Below are 19127 nucleotides of genomic sequence, written 5' to 3' on the forward strand. Positions count from 1 at the left end.
TATTACTTTATGAATAATTCCATATGATATAGGGAAAATCCTGCTTGAAACTTACTTTTTATTCTGAAAATTCATGGTAATTATTCCTAACTATTATTTCTGTTTACTTAATCTTTAAAAAAGCGCAAATAAAAAAAGGTTTGCAATATATGCAAACCTTTTTAAGATGACCCGTACGGGATTCGAACCCGTGTTACCGCCGTGAAAGGGCGGTGTCTTAACCGCTTGACCAACGGGCCATATTTAAATTTAAAACGACTGGCGGAGAAGGAGGGATTTGAACCCTCGCGCCGCTTACACGACCTACACCCTTAGCAGGGGCGCCTCTTCAGCCACTTGAGTACTTCTCCGTATGGCTCCACAGGTAGGACTCGAACCTACGACCGATCGGTTAACAGCCGATAGCTCTACCACTGAGCTACTGTGGAATATGGTGGGCCTAAGTGGACTCGAACCACCGACCTCACGCTTATCAGGCGTGCGCTCTAACCAGCTGAGCTATAGGCCCATTATTTGGAGCGGGTGATGAGAATCGAACTCACGACATCAGCTTGGAAGGCTGAGGTTTTACCACTAAACTACACCCGCGTTACTTAAGATGGGGCGACTGATGGGAATCGAACCCACGAATGCCGGAACCACAATCCGGTGCGTTAACCACTTCGCCACAATCGCCGTCTTAAAATGGTGGCTCGGGACGGAATCGAACCGCCGACACAAGGATTTTCAGTCCTTTGCTCTACCAACTGAGCTACCGAGCCAAACAAAATGGCGGTCCCGACGGGAATCGAACCCGCGATCTCCTGCGTGACAGGCAGGCATGTTAACCGCTACACCACGGGACCACTTTGGTTGCGGGGACAGGATTTGAACCTGCGACCTTCGGGTTATGAGCCCGACGAGCTACCGAACTGCTCCACCCCGCGATGATATGAATATGATATAAATAAATGGCGGAGGAAGAGGGATTCGAACCCCCGCGGGCTTTAACACCCCTGTCGGTTTTCAAGACCGATCCCTTCAGCCGGACTTGGGTATTCCTCCGTATATTTATAACAAATGTAACTTATATGGTAGCGGCGGAGGGAGTCGAACCCACGACCTCACGGGTATGAACCGTACGCTCTAGCCAGCTGAGCTACACCGCCATATTATTCGTTACAATTATTTAATTTAATTGGTGGAGCCTAGCGGGATCGAACCGCTGACCTCCTGCGTGCAAGGCAGGCGCTCTCCCAGCTGAGCTAAGGCCCCATAAATGGTCGGGAAGACAGGATTCGAACCTGCGACCCCTTGGTCCCAAACCAAGTGCTCTACCAAGCTGAGCTACTTCCCGTTTATGGCGCGCCCGAGAGGAGTCGAACCCCTAACCTTTTGATCCGTAGTCAAACGCTCTATCCAATTGAGCTACGGGCGCTTATTAAAATGGTGCCGAGGGCCGGACTTGAACCGGCACGGTAGTCACCTACCGCAGGATTTTAAGTCCTGTGTGTCTGCCAATTCCACCACCCCGGCAGGACTTATATATGTGGAGCGGAAGACGAGGTTCGAACTCGCGACCCCCACCTTGGCAAGGTGGTGTTCTACCACTGAACTACTTCCGCGCATATATGAAATTAATGAAAGATGCGGGTGAAGGGACTTGAACCCCCACGTCGTAAGACACTAGATCCTAAGTCTAGCGCGTCTGCCAATTCCGCCACACCCGCGTGTGAATATAAATGGTGAGCCATGAAGGACTCGAACCTTCGACCCTCTGATTAAAAGTCAGATGCTCTACCAACTGAGCTAATGGCTCGAAAAAATGGTGCCGGCAAGAGGACTTGAACCCCCAACCTACTGATTACAAGTCAGTTGCTCTACCAATTGAGCTACACCGGCGTGCAATCTCTGACTTAAATAGTCGATGGTGGAGGATGACGGGATCGAACCGCCGACCCCCTGCTTGTAAGGCAGGTGCTCTCCCAGCTGAGCTAATCCTCCGATATATAAGCCTGGCAACGTCCTACTCTCACAGGGACAAAGTCCCAACTACCATTGGCGCTAAAGAGCTTAACTTCCGTGTTCGGTATGGGAACGGGTGTGACCTCTTCGCTATCGCCACCAGACATATTACATTATACACTATTTCATAAAGAAAGCAATACTTTTTTTCGAAAGATTTATTCTTTCAAAACTAGATAACAGTTTGCTGAGCAAAGCTTACGCTTTTAAAGTTTTGGTTAAGTCCTCGATCGATTAGTATCAGTCAGCTACACATGTCGCCACGCTTCCACCTCTGACCTATCAACCTGATCATCTTTCAGGGATCTTACTAGCTTGCGCTATGGGAAATCTCATCTTGAGGGGGGCTTCATGCTTAGATGCTTTCAGCACTTATCCCGTCCACACATAGCTACCCAGCGATGCCTTTGGCAAGACAACTGGTACACCAGCGGTGTGTCCATCCCGGTCCTCTCGTACTAAGGACAGCTCCTCTCAAATTTCCTACGCCCACGACGGATAGGGACCGAACTGTCTCACGACGTTCTGAACCCAGCTCGCGTACCGCTTTAATGGGCGAACAGCCCAACCCTTGGGACCGACTACAGCCCCAGGATGCGATGAGCCGACATCGAGGTGCCAAACCTCCCCGTCGATGTGGACTCTTGGGGGAGATAAGCCTGTTATCCCCGGGGTAGCTTTTATCCGTTGAGCGATGGCCCTTCCATGCGGAACCACCGGATCACTAAGCCCGACTTTCGTCCCTGCTCGACTTGTAGGTCTCGCAGTCAAGCTCCCTTGTGCCTTTACACTCTACGAATGATTTCCAACCATTCTGAGGGAACCTTTGGGCGCCTCCGTTACATTTTAGGAGGCGACCGCCCCAGTCAAACTGCCCACCTGACACTGTCTCCCGGCCCGATCAGGGCCGCGGGTTAGAATTTCAATACAGCCAGGGTAGTATCCCACCGACGCCTCCACCGAAGCTAGCGCTCCGGCTTCTCAGGCTCCTACCTATCCTGTACAAGCTGTACCAAAATTCAATATCAGGCTACAGTAAAGCTCCACGGGGTCTTTCCGTCCTGTCGCGGGTAACCTGCATCTTCACAGGTACTATAATTTCACCGAGTCTCTCGTTGAGACAGTGCCCAGATCGTTACGCCTTTCGTGCGGGTCGGAACTTACCCGACAAGGAATTTCGCTACCTTAGGACCGTTATAGTTACGGCCGCCGTTTACTGGGGCTTCGATTCAGAGCTTCTCCCAAAGGATAACCCCTCCTCTTAACCTTCCAGCACCGGGCAGGCGTCAGCCCCTATACTTCGCCTTGCGGCTTCGCAGAGACCTGTGTTTTTGCTAAACAGTCGCCTGGGCCTATTCACTGCGGCTCTCTCGGGCTATACACCCTACCAGAGCACCCCTTCTCCCGAAGTTACGGGGTCATTTTGCCGAGTTCCTTAACGAGAGTTCTCTCGATCACCTTAGGATTCTCTCCTCGCCTACCTGTGTCGGTTTGCGGTACGGGCACCTCCCGCCTCGCTAGAGGCTTTTCTTGGCAGTGTGGAATCAGGAACTTCGGTACTATAATTCCCTCGTCATCACAGCTCAGCCTTTATGATGAGCGGATTTGCCTACTCATCAGCCTAACTGCTTGAACGCGCATATCCAGCAGCGCGCTTACCCTATCCTACTGCGTCCCCCCATTACTCAAACGGCGGGGAGGTGGTACAGGAATATCAACCTGTTGGCCATCGCCTACGCTTTTCAGCCTCGGCTTAGGTCCCGACTAACCCTGAGCGGACGAGCCTTCCTCAGGAAACCTTAGGCATTCGGTGGACAAGATTCTCACTTGTCTTTCGCTACTCATACCGGCATTCTCACTTCTAAGCGCTCCACCAGTCCTTACGGTCTGACTTCACAGCACTTAGAACGCTCTCCTACCACTGACATCAAAGATGTCAATCCACAGCTTCGGTGATACGTTTAGCCCCGGTACATTTTCGGCGCAGAGTCACTCGACCAGTGAGCTATTACGCACTCTTTAAATGGTGGCTGCTTCTAAGCCAACATCCTGGTTGTCTAAGCAACTCCACATCCTTTTCCACTTAACGTATACTTGGGGACCTTAGCTGGTGGTCTGGGCTGTTTCCCTTTTGACTACGGATCTTATCACTCGCAGTCTGACTCCCATGGATAAGTCTTTGGCATTCGGAGTTTGACTGAATTCGGTAACCCGTTGGGGGCCCCTAGTCCAATCAGTGCTCTACCTCCAAGACTCTCACAACATGAGGCTAGCCCTAAAGCTATTTCGGAGAGAACCAGCTATCTCCAGGTTCGATTGGAATTTCTCCGCTACCCACACCTCATCCCCGCACTTTTCAACGTGCGTGGGTTCGGGCCTCCATTCAGTGTTACCTGAACTTCACCCTGGACATGGGTAGATCACCTGGTTTCGGGTCTACAACCACATACTAAACGCCCTATTCAGACTCGCTTTCGCTACGGCTCCGCCTTATCAGCTTAACCTTGCATGGGATCGTAACTCGCCGGTTCATTCTACAAAAGGCACGCCATCACCCGTTAACGGGCTCTGACTACTTGTAGGCACACGGTTTCAGGATCTCTTTCACTCCCCTTCCGGGGTGCTTTTCACCTTTCCCTCACGGTACTGGTTCACTATCGGTCACTAGGTAGTATTTAGCCTTGGGAGATGGTCCTCCCAGCTTCCGACGGAATTTCACGTGTTCCGCCGTACTCAGGATCCACTCAAGAGGGAACGAAGTTTCAACTACAGGGTTGTTACCTTCTTCGACGGACCTTTCCAGGTCGCTTCATTTACTTCGTTCCTTTGTAACTCCGTATAGAGTGTCCTACAACCCCAAGAGGCAAGCCTCTTGGTTTGGGCTAATTCCGTTTCGCTCGCCGCTACTCAGGAAATCGCATTTGCTTTCTCTTCCTCCGGGTACTTAGATGTTTCAGTTCCCCGGGTCTGCCTTCAATATCCTATGTATTCAGATAAAGATACTGTTCCATTACGAACAGTGGGTTTCCCCATTCGGAAATCTCCGGATCAAAGCTCACTTACAGCTCCCCGAAGCATATCGGTGTTAGTCCCGTCCTTCATCGGCTCCTAGTGCCAAGGCATTCACCGTGCGCCCTTTCTAACTTAACCATTAGCGAATAAATGGTACAACATATTGTTGTGTTATTTATTGGTTTGATTAAAGAAAAGTTTCACTTTTCCTCAGCAATTACTGTTATCTAGTTTTCAAAGAACAATCGCAACCAAAATTCTTCTTATCTAATAAGAAGAAAGTAGTGTGCTTTCTATAATTGAGAGATTGAACTCTCAAAACTGAACAAAGTGTCAAAACGTACGTCATGTAAAAATCCTTAGAAAGGAGGTGATCCAGCCGCACCTTCCGATACGGCTACCTTGTTACGACTTCACCCCAATCATCTGTCCCACCTTAGGCGGCTAGCTCCTTACGGTTACTCCACCGACTTCGGGTGTTACAAACTCTCGTGGTGTGACGGGCGGTGTGTACAAGGCCCGGGAACGTATTCACCGCGGCATGCTGATCCGCGATTACTAGCGATTCCAGCTTCATGTAGGCGAGTTGCAGCCTACAATCCGAACTGAGAATGGTTTTATGGGATTGGCTTGACCTCGCGGTCTTGCAGCCCTTTGTACCATCCATTGTAGCACGTGTGTAGCCCAGGTCATAAGGGGCATGATGATTTGACGTCATCCCCACCTTCCTCCGGTTTGTCACCGGCAGTCACCTTAGAGTGCCCAACTAAATGCTGGCAACTAAGATCAAGGGTTGCGCTCGTTGCGGGACTTAACCCAACATCTCACGACACGAGCTGACGACAACCATGCACCACCTGTCACTCTGTCCCCCGAAGGGGAACGCTCTATCTCTAGAGTTGTCAGAGGATGTCAAGACCTGGTAAGGTTCTTCGCGTTGCTTCGAATTAAACCACATGCTCCACCGCTTGTGCGGGCCCCCGTCAATTCCTTTGAGTTTCAGTCTTGCGACCGTACTCCCCAGGCGGAGTGCTTAATGCGTTAGCTGCAGCACTAAAGGGCGGAAACCCTCTAACACTTAGCACTCATCGTTTACGGCGTGGACTACCAGGGTATCTAATCCTGTTTGCTCCCCACGCTTTCGCGCCTCAGCGTCAGTTACAGACCAAAAAGCCGCCTTCGCCACTGGTGTTCCTCCACATCTCTACGCATTTCACCGCTACACGTGGAATTCCGCTTTTCTCTTCTGCACTCAAGTTCCCCAGTTTCCAATGACCCTCCACGGTTGAGCCGTGGGCTTTCACATCAGACTTAAGAAACCGCCTGCGCGCGCTTTACGCCCAATAATTCCGGATAACGCTTGCCACCTACGTATTACCGCGGCTGCTGGCACGTAGTTAGCCGTGGCTTTCTGGTTAGGTACCGTCAAGGTACAAGCAGTTACTCTCGTACTTGTTCTTCCCTAACAACAGAGTTTTACGACCCGAAAGCCTTCATCACTCACGCGGCGTTGCTCCGTCAGACTTTCGTCCATTGCGGAAGATTCCCTACTGCTGCCTCCCGTAGGAGTCTGGGCCGTGTCTCAGTCCCAGTGTGGCCGATCACCCTCTCAGGTCGGCTATGCATCGTTGCCTTGGTGAGCCGTTACCTCACCAACTAGCTAATGCACCGCGGGCCCATCTGTAAGTGATAGCCGAAACCATCTTTCAATCATCTCCCATGAAGGAGAAGATCCTATCCGGTATTAGCTTCGGTTTCCCGAAGTTATCCCAGTCTTACAGGCAGGTTGCCCACGTGTTACTCACCCGTCCGCCGCTAACGTCATAGAAGCAAGCTTCTAATCAGTTCGCTCGACTTGCATGTATTAGGCACGCCGCCAGCGTTCATCCTGAGCCAGGATCAAACTCTCCGAAGAAATGTTTGACTTGCTCAATTTAAAAAATAAAAATTAACGTTGACGTTTGTCGCTTTGTTCAGTTTTCAAAGTTCAACCGCCGCTCTTAAGCGACTTTACTATCATAACAAGTTGCAACCTAGTTGTCAACAAGTTTTTTTATTTATCACTTCGATGTTTGCTTCAGCAGTTCATCTTAGCGACATTTAATAATATACCATGCCTTCTTTTATTGTGCAATAGTTTTTCGATATATTTTTAAAAACTATTTTCTCGTACACGAAACGTTAGCCAATTAATAGATACTAGCATATCTAGACCCAAACTAGCATAATGTCTATTAAATCATTATCCGCCAAGGAGGCGTTCACTTGGATACCTTAATTGCAGCTGCACTCTATTTGTCCTTTTGTATGTCTATTCTCTTAATTTCACTTGCTTATTGGGAATCAATTCAAATGTCTAATAAAGAAGGCAAAGTCAACGGCCTTTCATTTATTTCACTTTCAACATTCAGCATGATTTTTTGTTTGTTTACTTCATATTTTTATACCATTCTTTATTAACATGATGTTACGTTGTCTTCTTATAAAAAGGAGACATTTCTTTATTTTATTACAATATTCGCATTCGGTATACTTACTTATTGAAATCAATACGATAAATTTAGTTCCCCCCTTCTTCATACGTGCGATGGACAGTGAAGGAATTTGTCGAATGATTTTTTGGAACACTTTCTTTAAATTTGATAAACTACTTTTAGAAAACGCTTTCATATATACTTTAACATTATTCAAGGAGGAAACCAAATGAAACCATTGCTTGAATTAACGGTTGGAGAACTTTTAAAAGAAAGTACAAAAAAGTTTGGGCATCAAGAAGCGGTTATCTACTCTGAACAAAATATTCGCTATACGTACGCAGAGTTTTATCAAGAAACCTCTCGAGTTGCAAAGGCACTTCTAGCCACCGGTCTCAAAAAAGGCGATCATATCGCTATCTGGGCTACCAATGTGCCGGAATGGTTGCTTCTGCAATTCGCAGCAGCTAGAATAGGCGCTGTTTTGGTTACCCTTAATACAAGCTACCAATCCTCTGAATTAGAGTATGTATTGAGTCATTCTGATACAGCAGCGCTATTTTTCATTGATGAATTTAAAAGCACTTCTTATACGTCTATTATCACCGGTATTGAACATAATCTTCCCAAACTAAAACATCTTATAAACTTAAGTGGATCAAGCGAACATACTTCTTGGGACGAGTTCTTAATGAGTAGCTCAATGGTATCGGATGAGGTTCTCGATAAGCATGAGCAATCCCTACATATCCATGAAGTTATCAATATGCAATACACTTCCGGAACAACAGGTTTTCCAAAAGGAGTTATGCTAAGTCACCATAATATAGTAAACAACGGCTTTTTAGTTGCTCAGTCTATGAAACTGACTAACGAAGACCGCTTATGTATCCCAGTTCCTTTCTTTCATTGTTTTGGATGTGTGCTGGGCGTTCTAGCATGCGTATCCGTAGGTGCTACTATGCTACCGATTATTGAATTTCAGCCTTCCTCTGTTTTACGCACCGTAGAGAAAGAAAAATGTACAGCGCTTCACGGTGTACCAACTATGTTTATTGCGGAATTAAATGCACTTGAATTTAATCAATATGATTTATCTACTCTTCGCACAGGAATCATGGCTGGTTCTAATTGTCCAGCAGAAGTAATGAAGCGAGTCATAAATGACATGGGTATCAACGAAATTACTATCGCCTATGGTCAAACCGAAACATCTCCTGTAATTACCCAAACAACCCCAACTGATTCTATCGAGCGGCGAGTACAAACGGTTGGCAAAGTGCATGATCATGTACAGATTCAAATTATTAATCCAGTTACAGGTAAACAAGCTTCTTTCGGAGAACAAGGAGAACTTTGTGCAAAAGGATATTTAACAATGAAAGGGTATTATAAAATGCCGGAGGAAACAGAAAACACAATTGTAGAAGGTTGGCTACATACAGGAGATTTAGCTACCATCGATAAAGATGGCTATGTAAGAATTACGGGACGTTTAAAAGATATGATTATTAGAGGAGGCGAAAATATTTACCCAAGAGAAATTGAAGAGTTTTTATATAGAATACCCGAGGTAGAAGATGTGCAAATTGTCGGCATTCCTGATCCAAAGTATGGAGAAAGAGTTGCTGCATGCATTAAACTCAAGCAACATTCTTTTCTTACCGCTCAAGAAATCAAAGACTTTTGCAAAGGTAAGCTTGCTCATTTCAAAATTCCGGAACATATTTATTTTATAGACGACTTTCCCATGACGGCATCCGGCAAGATTCAAAAATATAAATTAAAAGAAAAGATCATAGCGCTTTATAAATAATCAGATTTTTTCGAATTTCACCTGTCATTATGAAGAAAAGTTTACTATACTGATACATATCTGTTTTTCTTCTTTCATACAGATATAAACAACAATGTCTATTGAAATAGGTGAAAATAATGGAAAATGAAATGTTGCTCAAATTAGGTGTTTCTGCTGTACTTGGTCTTATTATTGGAATTGAAAGGGAACTAAAACGAAAGCCTGTTGGTTTAAAAACATCTCTCGTAATTTCCATTATTAGCTGTTTACTCACGATTGTTTCGATTGAGTCTTCTCAAATTTTTAATAAAGGTGATCATATCACAATGGACCCGCTTCGTCTGGCTGCTCAAATTGTTTCTGGAATTGGTTTTTTAGGAGCCGGTGTCATTTTACGAAAAGAAAATGACAGCATCTCCGGGCTTACAACAGCGGCTATTATCTGGGGGGCAGCAGGTATAGGCATTGCTGTAGGTGCAGGGTTTTATCCTGAAGCTATTACCGGAGTTGTACTGCTCATCATCAGCGTTGAACTTCTCCCTTTCCTTATTACGATTCTAGGGCCTAGGCAACTGCGCGAGAAAGAGCTTATTCTTCAACTCAAGCTGGCTGATAAGCACAATATTTTTGATACAACTAACAGCATTAGAGAAAAGAATATTACGATAAAAAATATTCGAATCAAAGATTTAGACACCAATGAATTATATATACGTATGAAAGTGTCAGTTAATAATCAGCGTCCTACTACAGAAGTGTATTACGAGATTCAAAAAATTAGCGGTATTCGTAGCATTGAAGTTGAAAATGTATAAATGAAAAACGGCCAATTGGCCGTTTTTTTATTTATATTTTTCAATCTGTTGTAAAAATTCCCTCTGTTTTACTAGAGACAGCCGGTATTGATCATCGATAATTTCTGTTAATAACTCATGTTTACGGCTCTTTGACACATTCAATCTGTGGATAAGAACTCTGCATTCATATAAAAACTGTGTATACTGTGTGTAACTCTCATCATAATTTGAAGATAATTCTTCTTTAATTCGTTTTGTCAACAAAGGACTAGCGCCATCTGTGGATATTGCTAGCGATAATCTCCCTCTAGAAAACTGTGCAGGAATTTGAATATTTCCATCGGAAAAACTGCTGGCCATATTAACCAACTGATCATTTTTAATATGCTGCTTAACAAACTCGTTCACAGCTTTATCATTTGTAGCTACAACAATAAAAAAAACATTAAGTAAGTCTTCTACTTCTACTTTTTTTATTTTTACACACAGCTGACCTTTAGCTTCCCACTCATTTATTTGAGATGAAACAGTTGGAGCAACCACTGTAATGGCTGCTCCTTCTTGTAAAAAACCTTTAATTCTACGAGTTGCGATTGTTCCGCCTCCAACTACTAAGACCGAACGATCCTTTAAATCAAGCATAACGGTATACATCGTATTGATTTCCTTTGCTCGATAATAACGTTTTTACTTGATGACTTAAAATGCGTGCAAGTCCATCATGATAACCTAGGTAGTTGGCTAAGATAAACTGCTGGTCATCTGTTGATAACTGCTCCAATTCTTCCTTAATTTCGTTCATTAAAATACCGGTAAACAAAAGGTAAGGAAGAACGAATACTTGCTTATACGAAGTTTGTTTCGCAAGGTGCAGGCCTTCTTTTAAATTAGGGGAAGCCGCAGCTAAATAGCATGTGCTCACTTCTTTAAAAGCTCCTTTACCTTTTAGCAGTTGAGCTATTTCATTAAAATCTTTTTTTACAGCAGGATCACTGCTTCCTCTGCCGACCAACAATACCATTGAATCTTCATGCTTATCCACATTGGTTTCATTGATTCTCTCTACCAAGATATCAACAATTCGTTCGTCCACGCCGAACGGTTCTCCGTACAACACTTCTACCTGGGGATAACGTTCATATACTTTGTGTATTTCTTCAGGTATATCATGTTTTGCATGCGCAGCTGTTAATAACAGAAGAGGCACAATTGCAATACGAGTAGCACCTTGTTCAATACACGCTTCAAATCCTTGTTCAATAGTGGGGGAAGCTAGTTCTAGGAAACAAACTTCTTGAATCGGTACATCTAGATTTTTTTTACATCTTTCAATAAAAGCAACTGCCTGATCAGCGCCTTCTTTTACGCGGCTGCCATGGCAAACATATAAAACTGCATCCATATAATCAACCTCTTTAGTAAGCTTCTTGTGCAAACGAATAGTAATGCTGTCCAGTCTTCTCAAACCAATTTAATCGGTCATGAAAATTCACAACTTCACCAACGATAATCATACTTGGATTTTCAATTTGTTCTTCTTTAACAATATCAACAATTGTACCAAGAGTTCCAGTTACAGTGCGCTGGTCCGTACATGTTCCCCAGTGAATCAATGCAATTGGCGTAGCTGAAGTTTTTCCGTGTTTCATTAATTGTTGGCAAATGTACGGTAAGTTCCGCACCCCCATATAAATTGCAAGAGTATCTACACCTTTGGCTAGGCTATCCCATTTGATTGCATCATGCTCGCTATCTTTACGATGGCCTGCTACAAAAGCAAAGCTTGCGCTGTATTCCCGGTGAGTGACAGGGATTCCTGCATAAGCAGCAGCTGCGATGCCTGATGTAATTCCTGGAACAATTTCAAATGAAATGCCCTGCTGCACGAGAGCTTCTGCTTCTTCCCCTCCGCGTCCGAAAACAAATGGATCTCCGCCTTTTAAGCGCGTTACAATTTTTCCTTTTTTAGCGAATTTCACTAAAAAGTTGTTAATTGTTTCTTGCTTGAGGGTATGATAGTTTGGAAGCTTTCCGCAGTAAATGATATCTGCATCACTTTTAGCATACTCCAGCAGGTCCTTATTCACTAAACGATCATATAAGATAACATCTGCTTGCTGAATTGCTTTCAACCCTTTTAATGTAATTAAATCTGGATCTCCCGGCCCTGCACCGACTAGATATACTTTCCCCATGAATGCCTTTCACCCTTCCATCATTTCCACGTCTCCGCAATGCTCCCAAATTTCAAGTTGAATTAGAACAGCGGACAAAGTCCGCTGTCATTTAGATAAATTTTCGGTTAGCTAAATATTCAATAACAGTTTGTACACATTCTTCTACAGACTGTGTGCTTGTATTAATTGTTAATTCAGGGTTAGCCGGTGACTCATACGGAGAATCAATTCCTGTAAAATCACGAATTTCTCCGCTTCTTGCTTTTTTGTAAAGGCCTTTTGGATCTCTTTTTTCACATTCTTCTAACGGACACTCCACGTATACTTCCAAAAATTCATTCCCCTCTAAGATCTCACGCACTTGAGCGCGGTCCTCTTGGAATGGAGAGATAAATGCTGTTAGTACCACTTGACCGCTGTCTACAAATAGCTTAGAAACCTCACCGATACGGCGAATATTTTCTGTACGATCTTCAGCAGAAAACCCTAGATTCTTATTTAAGCCGAACCGAACATTGTCACCATCTAATACATAGTTGCGAATATTTTTATCAAAAAGCGCTTTTGCCACTGCGTTTGCTACGGTAGATTTACCTGAACCCGAAAGACCTGTAAACCATAATACAAAACTGTGATGATTATTTTGCTCGCGTCTTTCCTCTTTTGTAATTCCAGCATCATGCCACGTAATGTTTGTTGATTTGCTCACTTCAACCGCTCCTTATTTTGAAGATACTTTTTGTTTTGCTAATCCTTTAATTAACACTTCAATTACTTCTTTACGGCTGAATGTGCTTGGTGGCACTTCTCCGTTACGAAGCATTTCACGTACCTTTGTTCCAGATAGAATCATATGATCTTCCTTGCTATGAGGGCACGTTTTCGTTGATGCCATCGCTTCACACTTCTTGCAGTAGAAGCTGTGTTCAAAGAATAAAGGTGTAATTCCTAATTCATCTGCTGTAAAGTTACTGAAGATTTTTTGTGCATCATATGTTCCGTAGTAGTCACCAACACCAGCGTGATCACGACCTACAATGAAATGCGTGCATCCAAAGTTTTTTCGAACCATTGCATGAAAAATCGCTTCTCTAGGTCCAGCATAACGCATCGCGGCAGGGAAAACTGCTAAAGCTACACGATCGCTAGGATAATAGTTCTCTAAAAGTACTTCATAACTTTCCATACGGATATCTGCTGGGATATCATCTGACTTTGTTTCTCCTACAAGAGGATTTAAGAACAGGCCGTCTACAATTTCTAATGCCGTTTTTTGAATATATTCGTGCGCACGGTGAACAGGGTTACGAGTTTGGAATCCAACAACCGTTTTCCAACCGCGTTCTTCAAATGCTGCTCTTGTTTCAGTTGGATCTAGGTAATATTTTCCAAAACGCGTTTTAGGTGTACGTTCTACAAGTACGATTGGACCTGCTACATATACATTTGGGCGTTCCATCATTTTCTTCACACCAGGGTGGGCAAGTTCTGCTGTGCGGTACACATTTTCCGCTTCTTTTTCTTTATTTGGCGTATATACCTCAGAAACTTCTAGAACACCATATGTCACACCGCTTTGAACTAGTTTTACTTTGTCGCCAATGTTTAATTCTTTAGCTTGCTCTTCTGTTACGGGAAGAGTAATAGGAATACTCCATACAGTTCCATCTGCTAGACGCATATTTTCAACAACTGATTGATAATCTTTTTCTCCTAAAAACCCTGTAATTGGGCTGTAAGCACCAATTCCAATTAGTTCTAAATCACTTAGAGCCATGTTGTCTACTTCAATTTCTTTTGTTAGTGAAGTGTAGTCATATGTTGGTTGATATAAATTAATTAATTCTCCACCGTGTGCTTGAATTGTTGTCATTTTGTAAAATCCTCCTTAAGTAATTAACACAATATAATAAAAAGCAATTGAATCACGCAGTCATTTTTTCTTTTTCCGACTGCAAGCTTGCTCTTTTTCTTCTAGTCGTTCTAGCTAAGCTTAGAACACCTGCTGTGGCAATGCAGCCACTAGCTAGCACCACAAATGAATATAAGTCGCTTTCAAGTACTAATTTCACAAGAACATATGAGATTACGAGTGAAAATACAGGGGATACCACCCAAACCTTTAACATTTGAATGACCACTTCGCGCTGTTCTTTCGTAAATCCCGTTTTCGCTGCGCCTATCCCAATAATAGAAGACGTAGTGACCTGTGTAAGCGGTACTGGCAAACCAAACAGTGAAGCTGCTGTAACAAGAGAAGCACCAGTACCTGAAATAATGCAGCCTTCCCCTACAGAATAGCGAGTAATTTTTTTTCCGTTTGTTTCAATAACTCGGCCTCCTAGTAAAAGAGCTCCGAGTGCCACCGCCAATCCTCCTGCTATGACACCCGTTGTAGCATCCATTAACCCAGCTCCTACTAGAGGACCGACAGCATTTGCCACATTATTCATTCCAGCTGAGAAGGCTTCAAAGAATCCCGTCGCTATAACTAAAATCGTTAAAACTCTTTTCCACTTTCCCTCTGCTTCTTTTTTATGCGCTCTGCGTTTTATCACTTTCCCAATCAAAAAAGCAATGACAAATGAAACTAGCGGAACAATAATCCAAAAAGACATGACAATTAAAAGTTTTTCTACATACAGAGATTGATAAGCTACTCCTACTCCAACAACTGAGCCAACTGTTACTTCACTTGTTGATAGAGGGATACCAATCAAATTCGCGAAAAAGAGTGACAGCGTTGCAGCAGCCAGAATGATAATAACTAATTCTACTGACAGCAGTTTTTCAGGTATGATACCTGAACTGATGGTTTTTACCACCTCACCGCCTCCGGTAACAGCTCCGAGCACAATTCCTACAGCACAGATGAACAGGGCCACTCTTCGCTTTTTAATTGCACCGGAGCCGTATGAAACGCCCATAGCAGCTGCTGCACCGCTTGCCCCAATATTCATTGCAAAAAAAAGCGCAATGATAAAGGCAACATATAAAAGCATCATTTATTCAGCTCTTTCGTATTTAAGATTCGTGTAATCCGCACTCAACTTTTTGTGTACCCGCCCATCTTCCTGAACGTAAATCGTCTACATTATAGGCAGGTGCGGTACAGGGCTCACAGCCGATACTTGGGTAGCCTTGATCATGAAGTTTGTTGTACGGCAAATCATGCTTATACACATAGCGCCAAATTTCTTTCCATGACCAATGAATTAACGGACAAACTTTCACCTTCTTGAATTTCTCATCTTTATTAAAATAATTCGTGTTGGCACGAGACTCAGACTGCTCGCGTCTCAAACCGGAAATCCACGCATCATAAGGAGCAAGGGATTCTCTTAGCGGAATGATTTTTCGAATTTGACAGCATAAGTTAGGCTGACTCTTCCAAAGCTCATCTCCATGTTTTTCAGCTTGTTCTGCAAGAGTTAAATCCGGCTTTTTCATATGAATACGTAAATCAGGGAAGCGTTCTTTAATTGCATCAATCACTTCATATGTTTCTTTAAAATGAACGCCTGTATCTAAAAAGACAATTTCAGCGTCTTTTTTCACTTTTGAAATTAAATCAATTAACACGATTCCTTCGATCCCAAAGCTTGACGCATAAATAATTGAATCTCCGTAGGTATCATACGCCCACTGCAATGCTGAAAGGGCTCCTTTTGTTTCATCTTTACTGTCGAACTCTGGAAATGTATCGCTCCAGTTTTCGTACGTATATAAGTCTGCCATTTTCTCCACTCCAATTCTTAGTTATCCGCGTTATCCAATAAAAAAAGACGGTTTTACCCACTAGAATTGGATAAAACCGCCTCTAGTGTGTCTAGTCAGCGAAACTATTTAATTCTTACTTTGCTTCGGCGTGTTCAAAAATTTGTTTTAAGTCGGGGTTTACAGTCATTGGTTTCCCTTCTCAAATTATCGCTTGCGCTATATCAAAATAAAAAGTCTTCCGTATTGAAAGACTGGGTAGGCAATAAATTTTCACCTTATCTTTCAAAATGATACACACTTTGCTGGAATTAGCACCTTGCTAAGCAGGTTGCCGGGGTTCAGCGGGCCAGATCCCTCCACCACTCTTGATAAGCATTTTTTAAAAATTTTAGCATATTTAGAATATTTGTCAACATTAAAAATCATATATCCGATAAGAAAACTATACTTTAAATTCACAGAAATATCTATACTTTTATTTAAAACAACATATGTAAATTTAACCCAAATGTGAACATATCAGTTTATAAAACGCTTTCTTTTTTCTCCAACTTTTGATGTTCTCTTGCTAAATAAAACGCAAAATCTCTCTATAAAATTAATAGCGGATTTATAAGCTTTACGGATAATTCACCCACATTAGCACACATTACAGATAACACTGACTGACAGATAGGAGCTATATAAGATGGAGAGACAACCCTTTCAATTAGACGATACAATTAAAAATAATGTACGAACATATTTACAGCAGATTTCAACTGAAGCCTCTAATTTAATTAAACATTTAGACACGAGTGATCATTGTATCCTATGTGATTTTGAGGAGATGAGAAGGTTATTTCAAGATGTTCAAGCTACGGCCGCCTCTTATTACTTGCGTCATTACTTATCGCCTTATACATTTGAATATGCTGCTCTGTCCTTAGCTATTCATAACCTCTCTGAGAAACGTCACGGCGCTTTAATTGTCATTGAACGGGAACAAAATGTAGATCCTCTTATTCAAAAAGGAATGCCTATTCAAGCTCCTGTCAGCGCTACGCTAGTTGAGACGCTGTTCTATCCAGGAACACCCTTACATGACGGAGCTGTCCTAATTAGAAATAATCAGCTTATTTCGGCTGCTAATGTTTTACCTCTCTCGTCTATTATTTCAACGAACAAAAAATTGGGAACACGTCACCGTGCAGCCATTGGAATGTCAGAAAAATCGGATGCATTAATTTTAGTTGTATCTGAAGAAACAGGCAAAATTTCGTTTGCGCTTGATGGAAGCCTCTACCCTATTCACTCCAGCAAAAATATGATTTAAGAGCCCTTTCCTGATAAGCAGCCCTATCTTGACTTCTATATCCTTTCTCTTTAATATATTTCATAGTTTTTACATACTATAGATACGGGTGATGCATATGGCAATTTTAAAATTTGAACATGTAGGCGTTCAAGTAAAGGATATAGAAAAATCTATTGAGTTCTATACACAAAAGGTGGGATTAGAGCTCATCGAAACACTACCACATACCGATCCGTCTTTGAAGCTAGCTTTTCTAGGTTTAGAAGGCAATGTAATCGTAGAGTTAATTCAAGGGTATAACTCAAGCTTACCTAATGAAGGTAAAGTTCATCATTTTGCGCTGGCAGTAGATGGAATTGAAGAGGAGTTTGAGCGTTTAAAATCAGCAGGCGTTTCATTTGTGGAAGAAAACATTGTAACTTTGCCAAATGGAGCAAGATACTTATTTTTCTATGGTCCAGACAAAGAATGGATTGAATATTACGAAGTAAAAAGATAAAGATATCTTATACCTTCAGTGAAAAATGGTCATACTGTGGCTATGACTAATCACTGGAGGTATTTTTATGATGGAATGGCTATTATTTCGACTTTTTCGTCGTTCTATTTTAGTGCGGCTTCTTTTTATTATCGGCTGCCTTGTTTTACTTTTCGGCATGCTTATACATTTCCTAGAGCCGCAAACGTTTGGGAATGTGTTTGAAGGAATTTGGTGGGTTATTATTACAATCTCTACTATAGGGTACGGTGATTTTGCTCCCACCACTACGATTGGAAGGTTAGCTGCAATTATTTTAGTCCTCATTGGAACGGGATTTATTACTACTTATTTTGTCACGCTTTCTAAAATTGCTGTTTCCGCTGAGAGCGCTTATCTGGAAGGGAATTTAAAGTTTTATGGAAAAGATCACTTCATCGTTGTGGGGTGGAATGAGCGCGCCAAACTCGTGTTAGAGTCTTATCGCGACGCATTTCATAAAGAAGACATTGTTCTTATCGACGACTCTTTGACTAAAAACCCCATGATCTGTGATCGCGTTCATTTTATTAAAGGAAGTCCCTCTCACTATGAGGTATTAGAACTTGCTAATGCTCGGTACGCAAAAAAAGTGCTGATTACTGCGGATCAGCATAAGACAGAAGAATATGCAGACATGAATACTATTGTTACGCTAGTCGCTCTGCAAGGACTGAACCCTTCTATTTACAGCATCGTTGAACTGTTAACAAAAAAGCATATTCAAAATGCGCAAAATTTGGGGGTAAATGAAATGATTAAAACAAACGAGTTGATTAGTCAGGTCATGTACGAACATATTTTTGTAAAAAAATTAGAGAGTTTAAGAAAAGAATAGTCCCTTCAATTACCGAAGCAGCGCCTCTTCTGCCTCTCTAATTAGCTCTTCTCCTAAGCTGATATACTTTTCTGGAAATGAAGCGTCTGCGTCTTGGGGTTCTGCAAACTGATTAAATGAAGCACCCACGTTTCCATTGTGAACATTGTCATCTAGGCCAATTTGATACTTATGTGAAAGTAAAAATGGCGTACCAATCTGTACGGTTGTTCCTTTAGAATCCAGTTCTCCATTCGTAGCTGTAAACGGGATACGTAAAAACTGATAGCCGACTTCATCATTCATCTTATAGTCGAATGAACCATGATCATAATCCCAATTTCCTCCAATGTTATACCCAAGCGGCTTAAGCGTTTTTTCTAATTCATAAAGCTTGAATAATGTGCCGTCTAATCTTGAAGATAATTCAATCATCTTATCCCTCCTCTGTTTTAACATGTCCTTTTTCCAGCTTTTTATCCTTTATCTCAAAAGCAAAAAAGTTCACCTTCTA

Annotated in this window: 14 protein-coding genes, 20 tRNA genes, 3 rRNA genes and 1 riboswitch; of the genes, 6 read left to right on the plus strand and 31 right to left on the minus strand. The window is 42.6% G+C overall.

Annotated features, from left to right (window positions below):
- Positions 1–167: 167 nt before the first annotated feature.
- The 23 genes from U9R83_RS24440 to U9R83_RS24550 all read right to left on the minus strand — a co-directional run bounded on the left by U9R83_RS24440 (position 168) and on the right by U9R83_RS24550 (position 6931).
- Positions 168–239, minus strand: a tRNA-Glu gene (locus U9R83_RS24440).
- Between the two features lie 20 nt (positions 240–259).
- Positions 260–350, minus strand: a tRNA-Ser gene (locus U9R83_RS24445).
- Positions 351–353: 3 nt separating this feature from the next.
- Positions 354–428: transfer RNA gene (locus tag U9R83_RS24450), tRNA-Asn, on the minus strand.
- 3 nt (positions 429–431) lie between these two features.
- Positions 432–508 (minus strand) — tRNA-Ile (locus tag U9R83_RS24455).
- A gap of 6 nt (positions 509–514) precedes the next feature.
- Positions 515–588 (minus strand) — tRNA-Gly (locus U9R83_RS24460).
- Positions 589–599: 11 nt separating this feature from the next.
- Positions 600–675: transfer RNA gene (locus tag U9R83_RS24465), tRNA-His, on the minus strand.
- Positions 676–685: 10 nt separating this feature from the next.
- A tRNA-Phe gene (locus tag U9R83_RS24470) sits at positions 686–761 on the minus strand.
- An 8-nt stretch (positions 762–769) separates the two neighbouring features.
- Positions 770–845: transfer RNA gene (locus U9R83_RS24475), tRNA-Asp, on the minus strand.
- Between the two features lie 4 nt (positions 846–849).
- Positions 850–926: transfer RNA gene (locus tag U9R83_RS24480), tRNA-Met, on the minus strand.
- 25 nt (positions 927–951) lie between these two features.
- A tRNA-Ser gene (locus tag U9R83_RS24485) sits at positions 952–1044 on the minus strand.
- Positions 1045–1071: 27 nt separating this feature from the next.
- A tRNA-Met gene (locus U9R83_RS24490) sits at positions 1072–1148 on the minus strand.
- 30 nt (positions 1149–1178) lie between these two features.
- Positions 1179–1254: transfer RNA gene (locus U9R83_RS24495), tRNA-Ala, on the minus strand.
- A 5-nt stretch (positions 1255–1259) separates the two neighbouring features.
- Positions 1260–1336 (minus strand) — tRNA-Pro (locus U9R83_RS24500).
- Between the two features lie 4 nt (positions 1337–1340).
- A tRNA-Arg gene (locus tag U9R83_RS24505) sits at positions 1341–1417 on the minus strand.
- A gap of 9 nt (positions 1418–1426) precedes the next feature.
- Positions 1427–1515 (minus strand) — tRNA-Leu (locus U9R83_RS24510).
- A 14-nt stretch (positions 1516–1529) separates the two neighbouring features.
- Positions 1530–1604: transfer RNA gene (locus U9R83_RS24515), tRNA-Gly, on the minus strand.
- A 23-nt stretch (positions 1605–1627) separates the two neighbouring features.
- Positions 1628–1709, minus strand: a tRNA-Leu gene (locus U9R83_RS24520).
- Between the two features lie 13 nt (positions 1710–1722).
- Positions 1723–1798, minus strand: a tRNA-Lys gene (locus U9R83_RS24525).
- 7 nt (positions 1799–1805) lie between these two features.
- Positions 1806–1881 (minus strand) — tRNA-Thr (locus tag U9R83_RS24530).
- A gap of 26 nt (positions 1882–1907) precedes the next feature.
- A tRNA-Val gene (locus tag U9R83_RS24535) sits at positions 1908–1983 on the minus strand.
- Positions 1984–1992: 9 nt separating this feature from the next.
- A 5S ribosomal RNA gene (gene rrf / locus U9R83_RS24540) occupies positions 1993–2108 on the minus strand.
- A 110-nt stretch (positions 2109–2218) separates the two neighbouring features.
- Positions 2219–5154: ribosomal RNA gene (locus U9R83_RS24545) — 23S ribosomal RNA — on the minus strand.
- A gap of 225 nt (positions 5155–5379) precedes the next feature.
- Positions 5380–6931: ribosomal RNA gene (locus tag U9R83_RS24550) — 16S ribosomal RNA — on the minus strand.
- Together the 16S, 23S and 5S rRNA genes with 20 tRNA genes alongside form the textbook arrangement of a ribosomal RNA operon.
- A gap of 350 nt (positions 6932–7281) precedes the next feature.
- On the opposite strand from U9R83_RS24550, the gene U9R83_RS24555 reads away from it, so the two are divergent.
- The 3 genes from U9R83_RS24555 (at position 7282) to U9R83_RS24565 (ending at position 10103) form a co-directional block, all read left to right on the plus strand.
- Positions 7282–7476: a hypothetical protein gene (locus U9R83_RS24555; RefSeq protein ID WP_013059575.1), complete on the plus strand. Its 195-nt coding sequence runs from the start codon at positions 7282–7284 to the stop codon at positions 7474–7476.
- 243 nt (positions 7477–7719) lie between these two features.
- On the plus strand, positions 7720–9306 hold the full coding sequence (locus tag U9R83_RS24560) for an AMP-binding protein (RefSeq protein ID WP_115655017.1): 1587 nt from the start codon (positions 7720–7722) through the stop codon (positions 9304–9306).
- A 119-nt stretch (positions 9307–9425) separates the two neighbouring features.
- Entirely contained in the window at positions 9426–10103 is a 678-nt protein-coding gene (locus tag U9R83_RS24565) for an MgtC/SapB family protein (RefSeq protein ID WP_042991842.1), read from the plus strand.
- Positions 10104–10130: 27 nt separating this feature from the next.
- Here U9R83_RS24565 and U9R83_RS24570 read toward each other — a convergent pair whose 3' ends face one another.
- The 7 genes from U9R83_RS24570 to U9R83_RS24600 all read right to left on the minus strand — a co-directional run bounded on the left by U9R83_RS24570 (position 10131) and on the right by U9R83_RS24600 (position 16000).
- Entirely contained in the window at positions 10131–10739 is a 609-nt protein-coding gene (locus U9R83_RS24570) for an NAD(P)-binding protein (protein WP_226556337.1), read from the minus strand.
- Positions 10720–11487: a sirohydrochlorin chelatase gene (locus U9R83_RS24575; protein WP_042991840.1), complete on the minus strand. Its 768-nt coding sequence runs from the start codon at positions 11485–11487 to the stop codon at positions 10720–10722. The genes U9R83_RS24570 and U9R83_RS24575 overlap by 20 nt, the downstream gene beginning before the upstream one ends.
- 13 nt (positions 11488–11500) lie before the next feature.
- Complete coding sequence (gene cobA, locus U9R83_RS24580) at positions 11501–12280, minus strand: uroporphyrinogen-III C-methyltransferase (protein ID WP_014457933.1); 780 nt, start codon at positions 12278–12280, stop codon at positions 11501–11503.
- Positions 12281–12371: 91 nt separating this feature from the next.
- The gene (gene cysC, locus U9R83_RS24585; protein ID WP_014457932.1) at positions 12372–12971 is read right to left on the minus strand and encodes an adenylyl-sulfate kinase; all 600 of its coding nucleotides are present in this window, start codon (positions 12969–12971) and stop codon (positions 12372–12374) included.
- 12 nt (positions 12972–12983) lie between these two features.
- A complete protein-coding gene (gene sat, locus U9R83_RS24590) occupies positions 12984–14135 on the minus strand; it encodes a sulfate adenylyltransferase (RefSeq protein WP_116736988.1) in 1152 nt (383 codons plus the stop codon).
- A gap of 52 nt (positions 14136–14187) precedes the next feature.
- Positions 14188–15267 (minus strand): inorganic phosphate transporter, encoded by a 1080-nt coding sequence (locus U9R83_RS24595; RefSeq protein WP_028412603.1) that lies wholly within the window; start codon positions 15265–15267, stop codon positions 14188–14190.
- Between the two features lie 19 nt (positions 15268–15286).
- Positions 15287–16000: a phosphoadenylyl-sulfate reductase gene (locus U9R83_RS24600; protein ID WP_028412604.1), complete on the minus strand. Its 714-nt coding sequence runs from the start codon at positions 15998–16000 to the stop codon at positions 15287–15289.
- Positions 16001–16254: 254 nt separating this feature from the next.
- A riboswitch (SAM riboswitch) is annotated at positions 16255–16357 on the minus strand.
- Positions 16358–16670: 313 nt separating this feature from the next.
- Between U9R83_RS24600 and cdaS the strand changes: the two genes are divergently transcribed.
- The 3 genes from cdaS to U9R83_RS24615 all read left to right on the plus strand — a co-directional run bounded on the left by cdaS (position 16671) and on the right by U9R83_RS24615 (position 18634).
- The gene (gene cdaS, locus U9R83_RS24605; RefSeq protein ID WP_028412605.1) at positions 16671–17297 is read left to right on the plus strand and encodes a sporulation-specific diadenylate cyclase CdaS; all 627 of its coding nucleotides are present in this window, start codon (positions 16671–16673) and stop codon (positions 17295–17297) included.
- Positions 17298–17394: 97 nt separating this feature from the next.
- Positions 17395–17778 carry a VOC family protein gene (locus U9R83_RS24610; RefSeq protein ID WP_014457927.1) on the plus strand — a complete coding sequence of 128 codons (384 nt, stop codon included), beginning with the start codon at positions 17395–17397 and terminating at the stop codon, positions 17776–17778.
- A 67-nt stretch (positions 17779–17845) separates the two neighbouring features.
- Entirely contained in the window at positions 17846–18634 is a 789-nt protein-coding gene (locus U9R83_RS24615; protein ID WP_014457926.1) for a potassium channel family protein, read from the plus strand.
- 9 nt (positions 18635–18643) lie between these two features.
- On the opposite strand, the gene U9R83_RS24620 is transcribed toward U9R83_RS24615, so the two are convergent.
- Positions 18644–19048 carry a YugN-like family protein gene (locus tag U9R83_RS24620; protein ID WP_014457925.1) on the minus strand — a complete coding sequence of 135 codons (405 nt, stop codon included), beginning with the start codon at positions 19046–19048 and terminating at the stop codon, positions 18644–18646.
- Between the last annotated feature and the right edge of the window lie 79 nt (positions 19049–19127).

It is taken from the genome of Priestia sp. LL-8, from assembly GCF_036227845.1.
In the GTDB taxonomy this organism is placed as follows: domain Bacteria; phylum Bacillota; class Bacilli; order Bacillales; family Bacillaceae_H; genus Priestia; species Priestia zanthoxyli.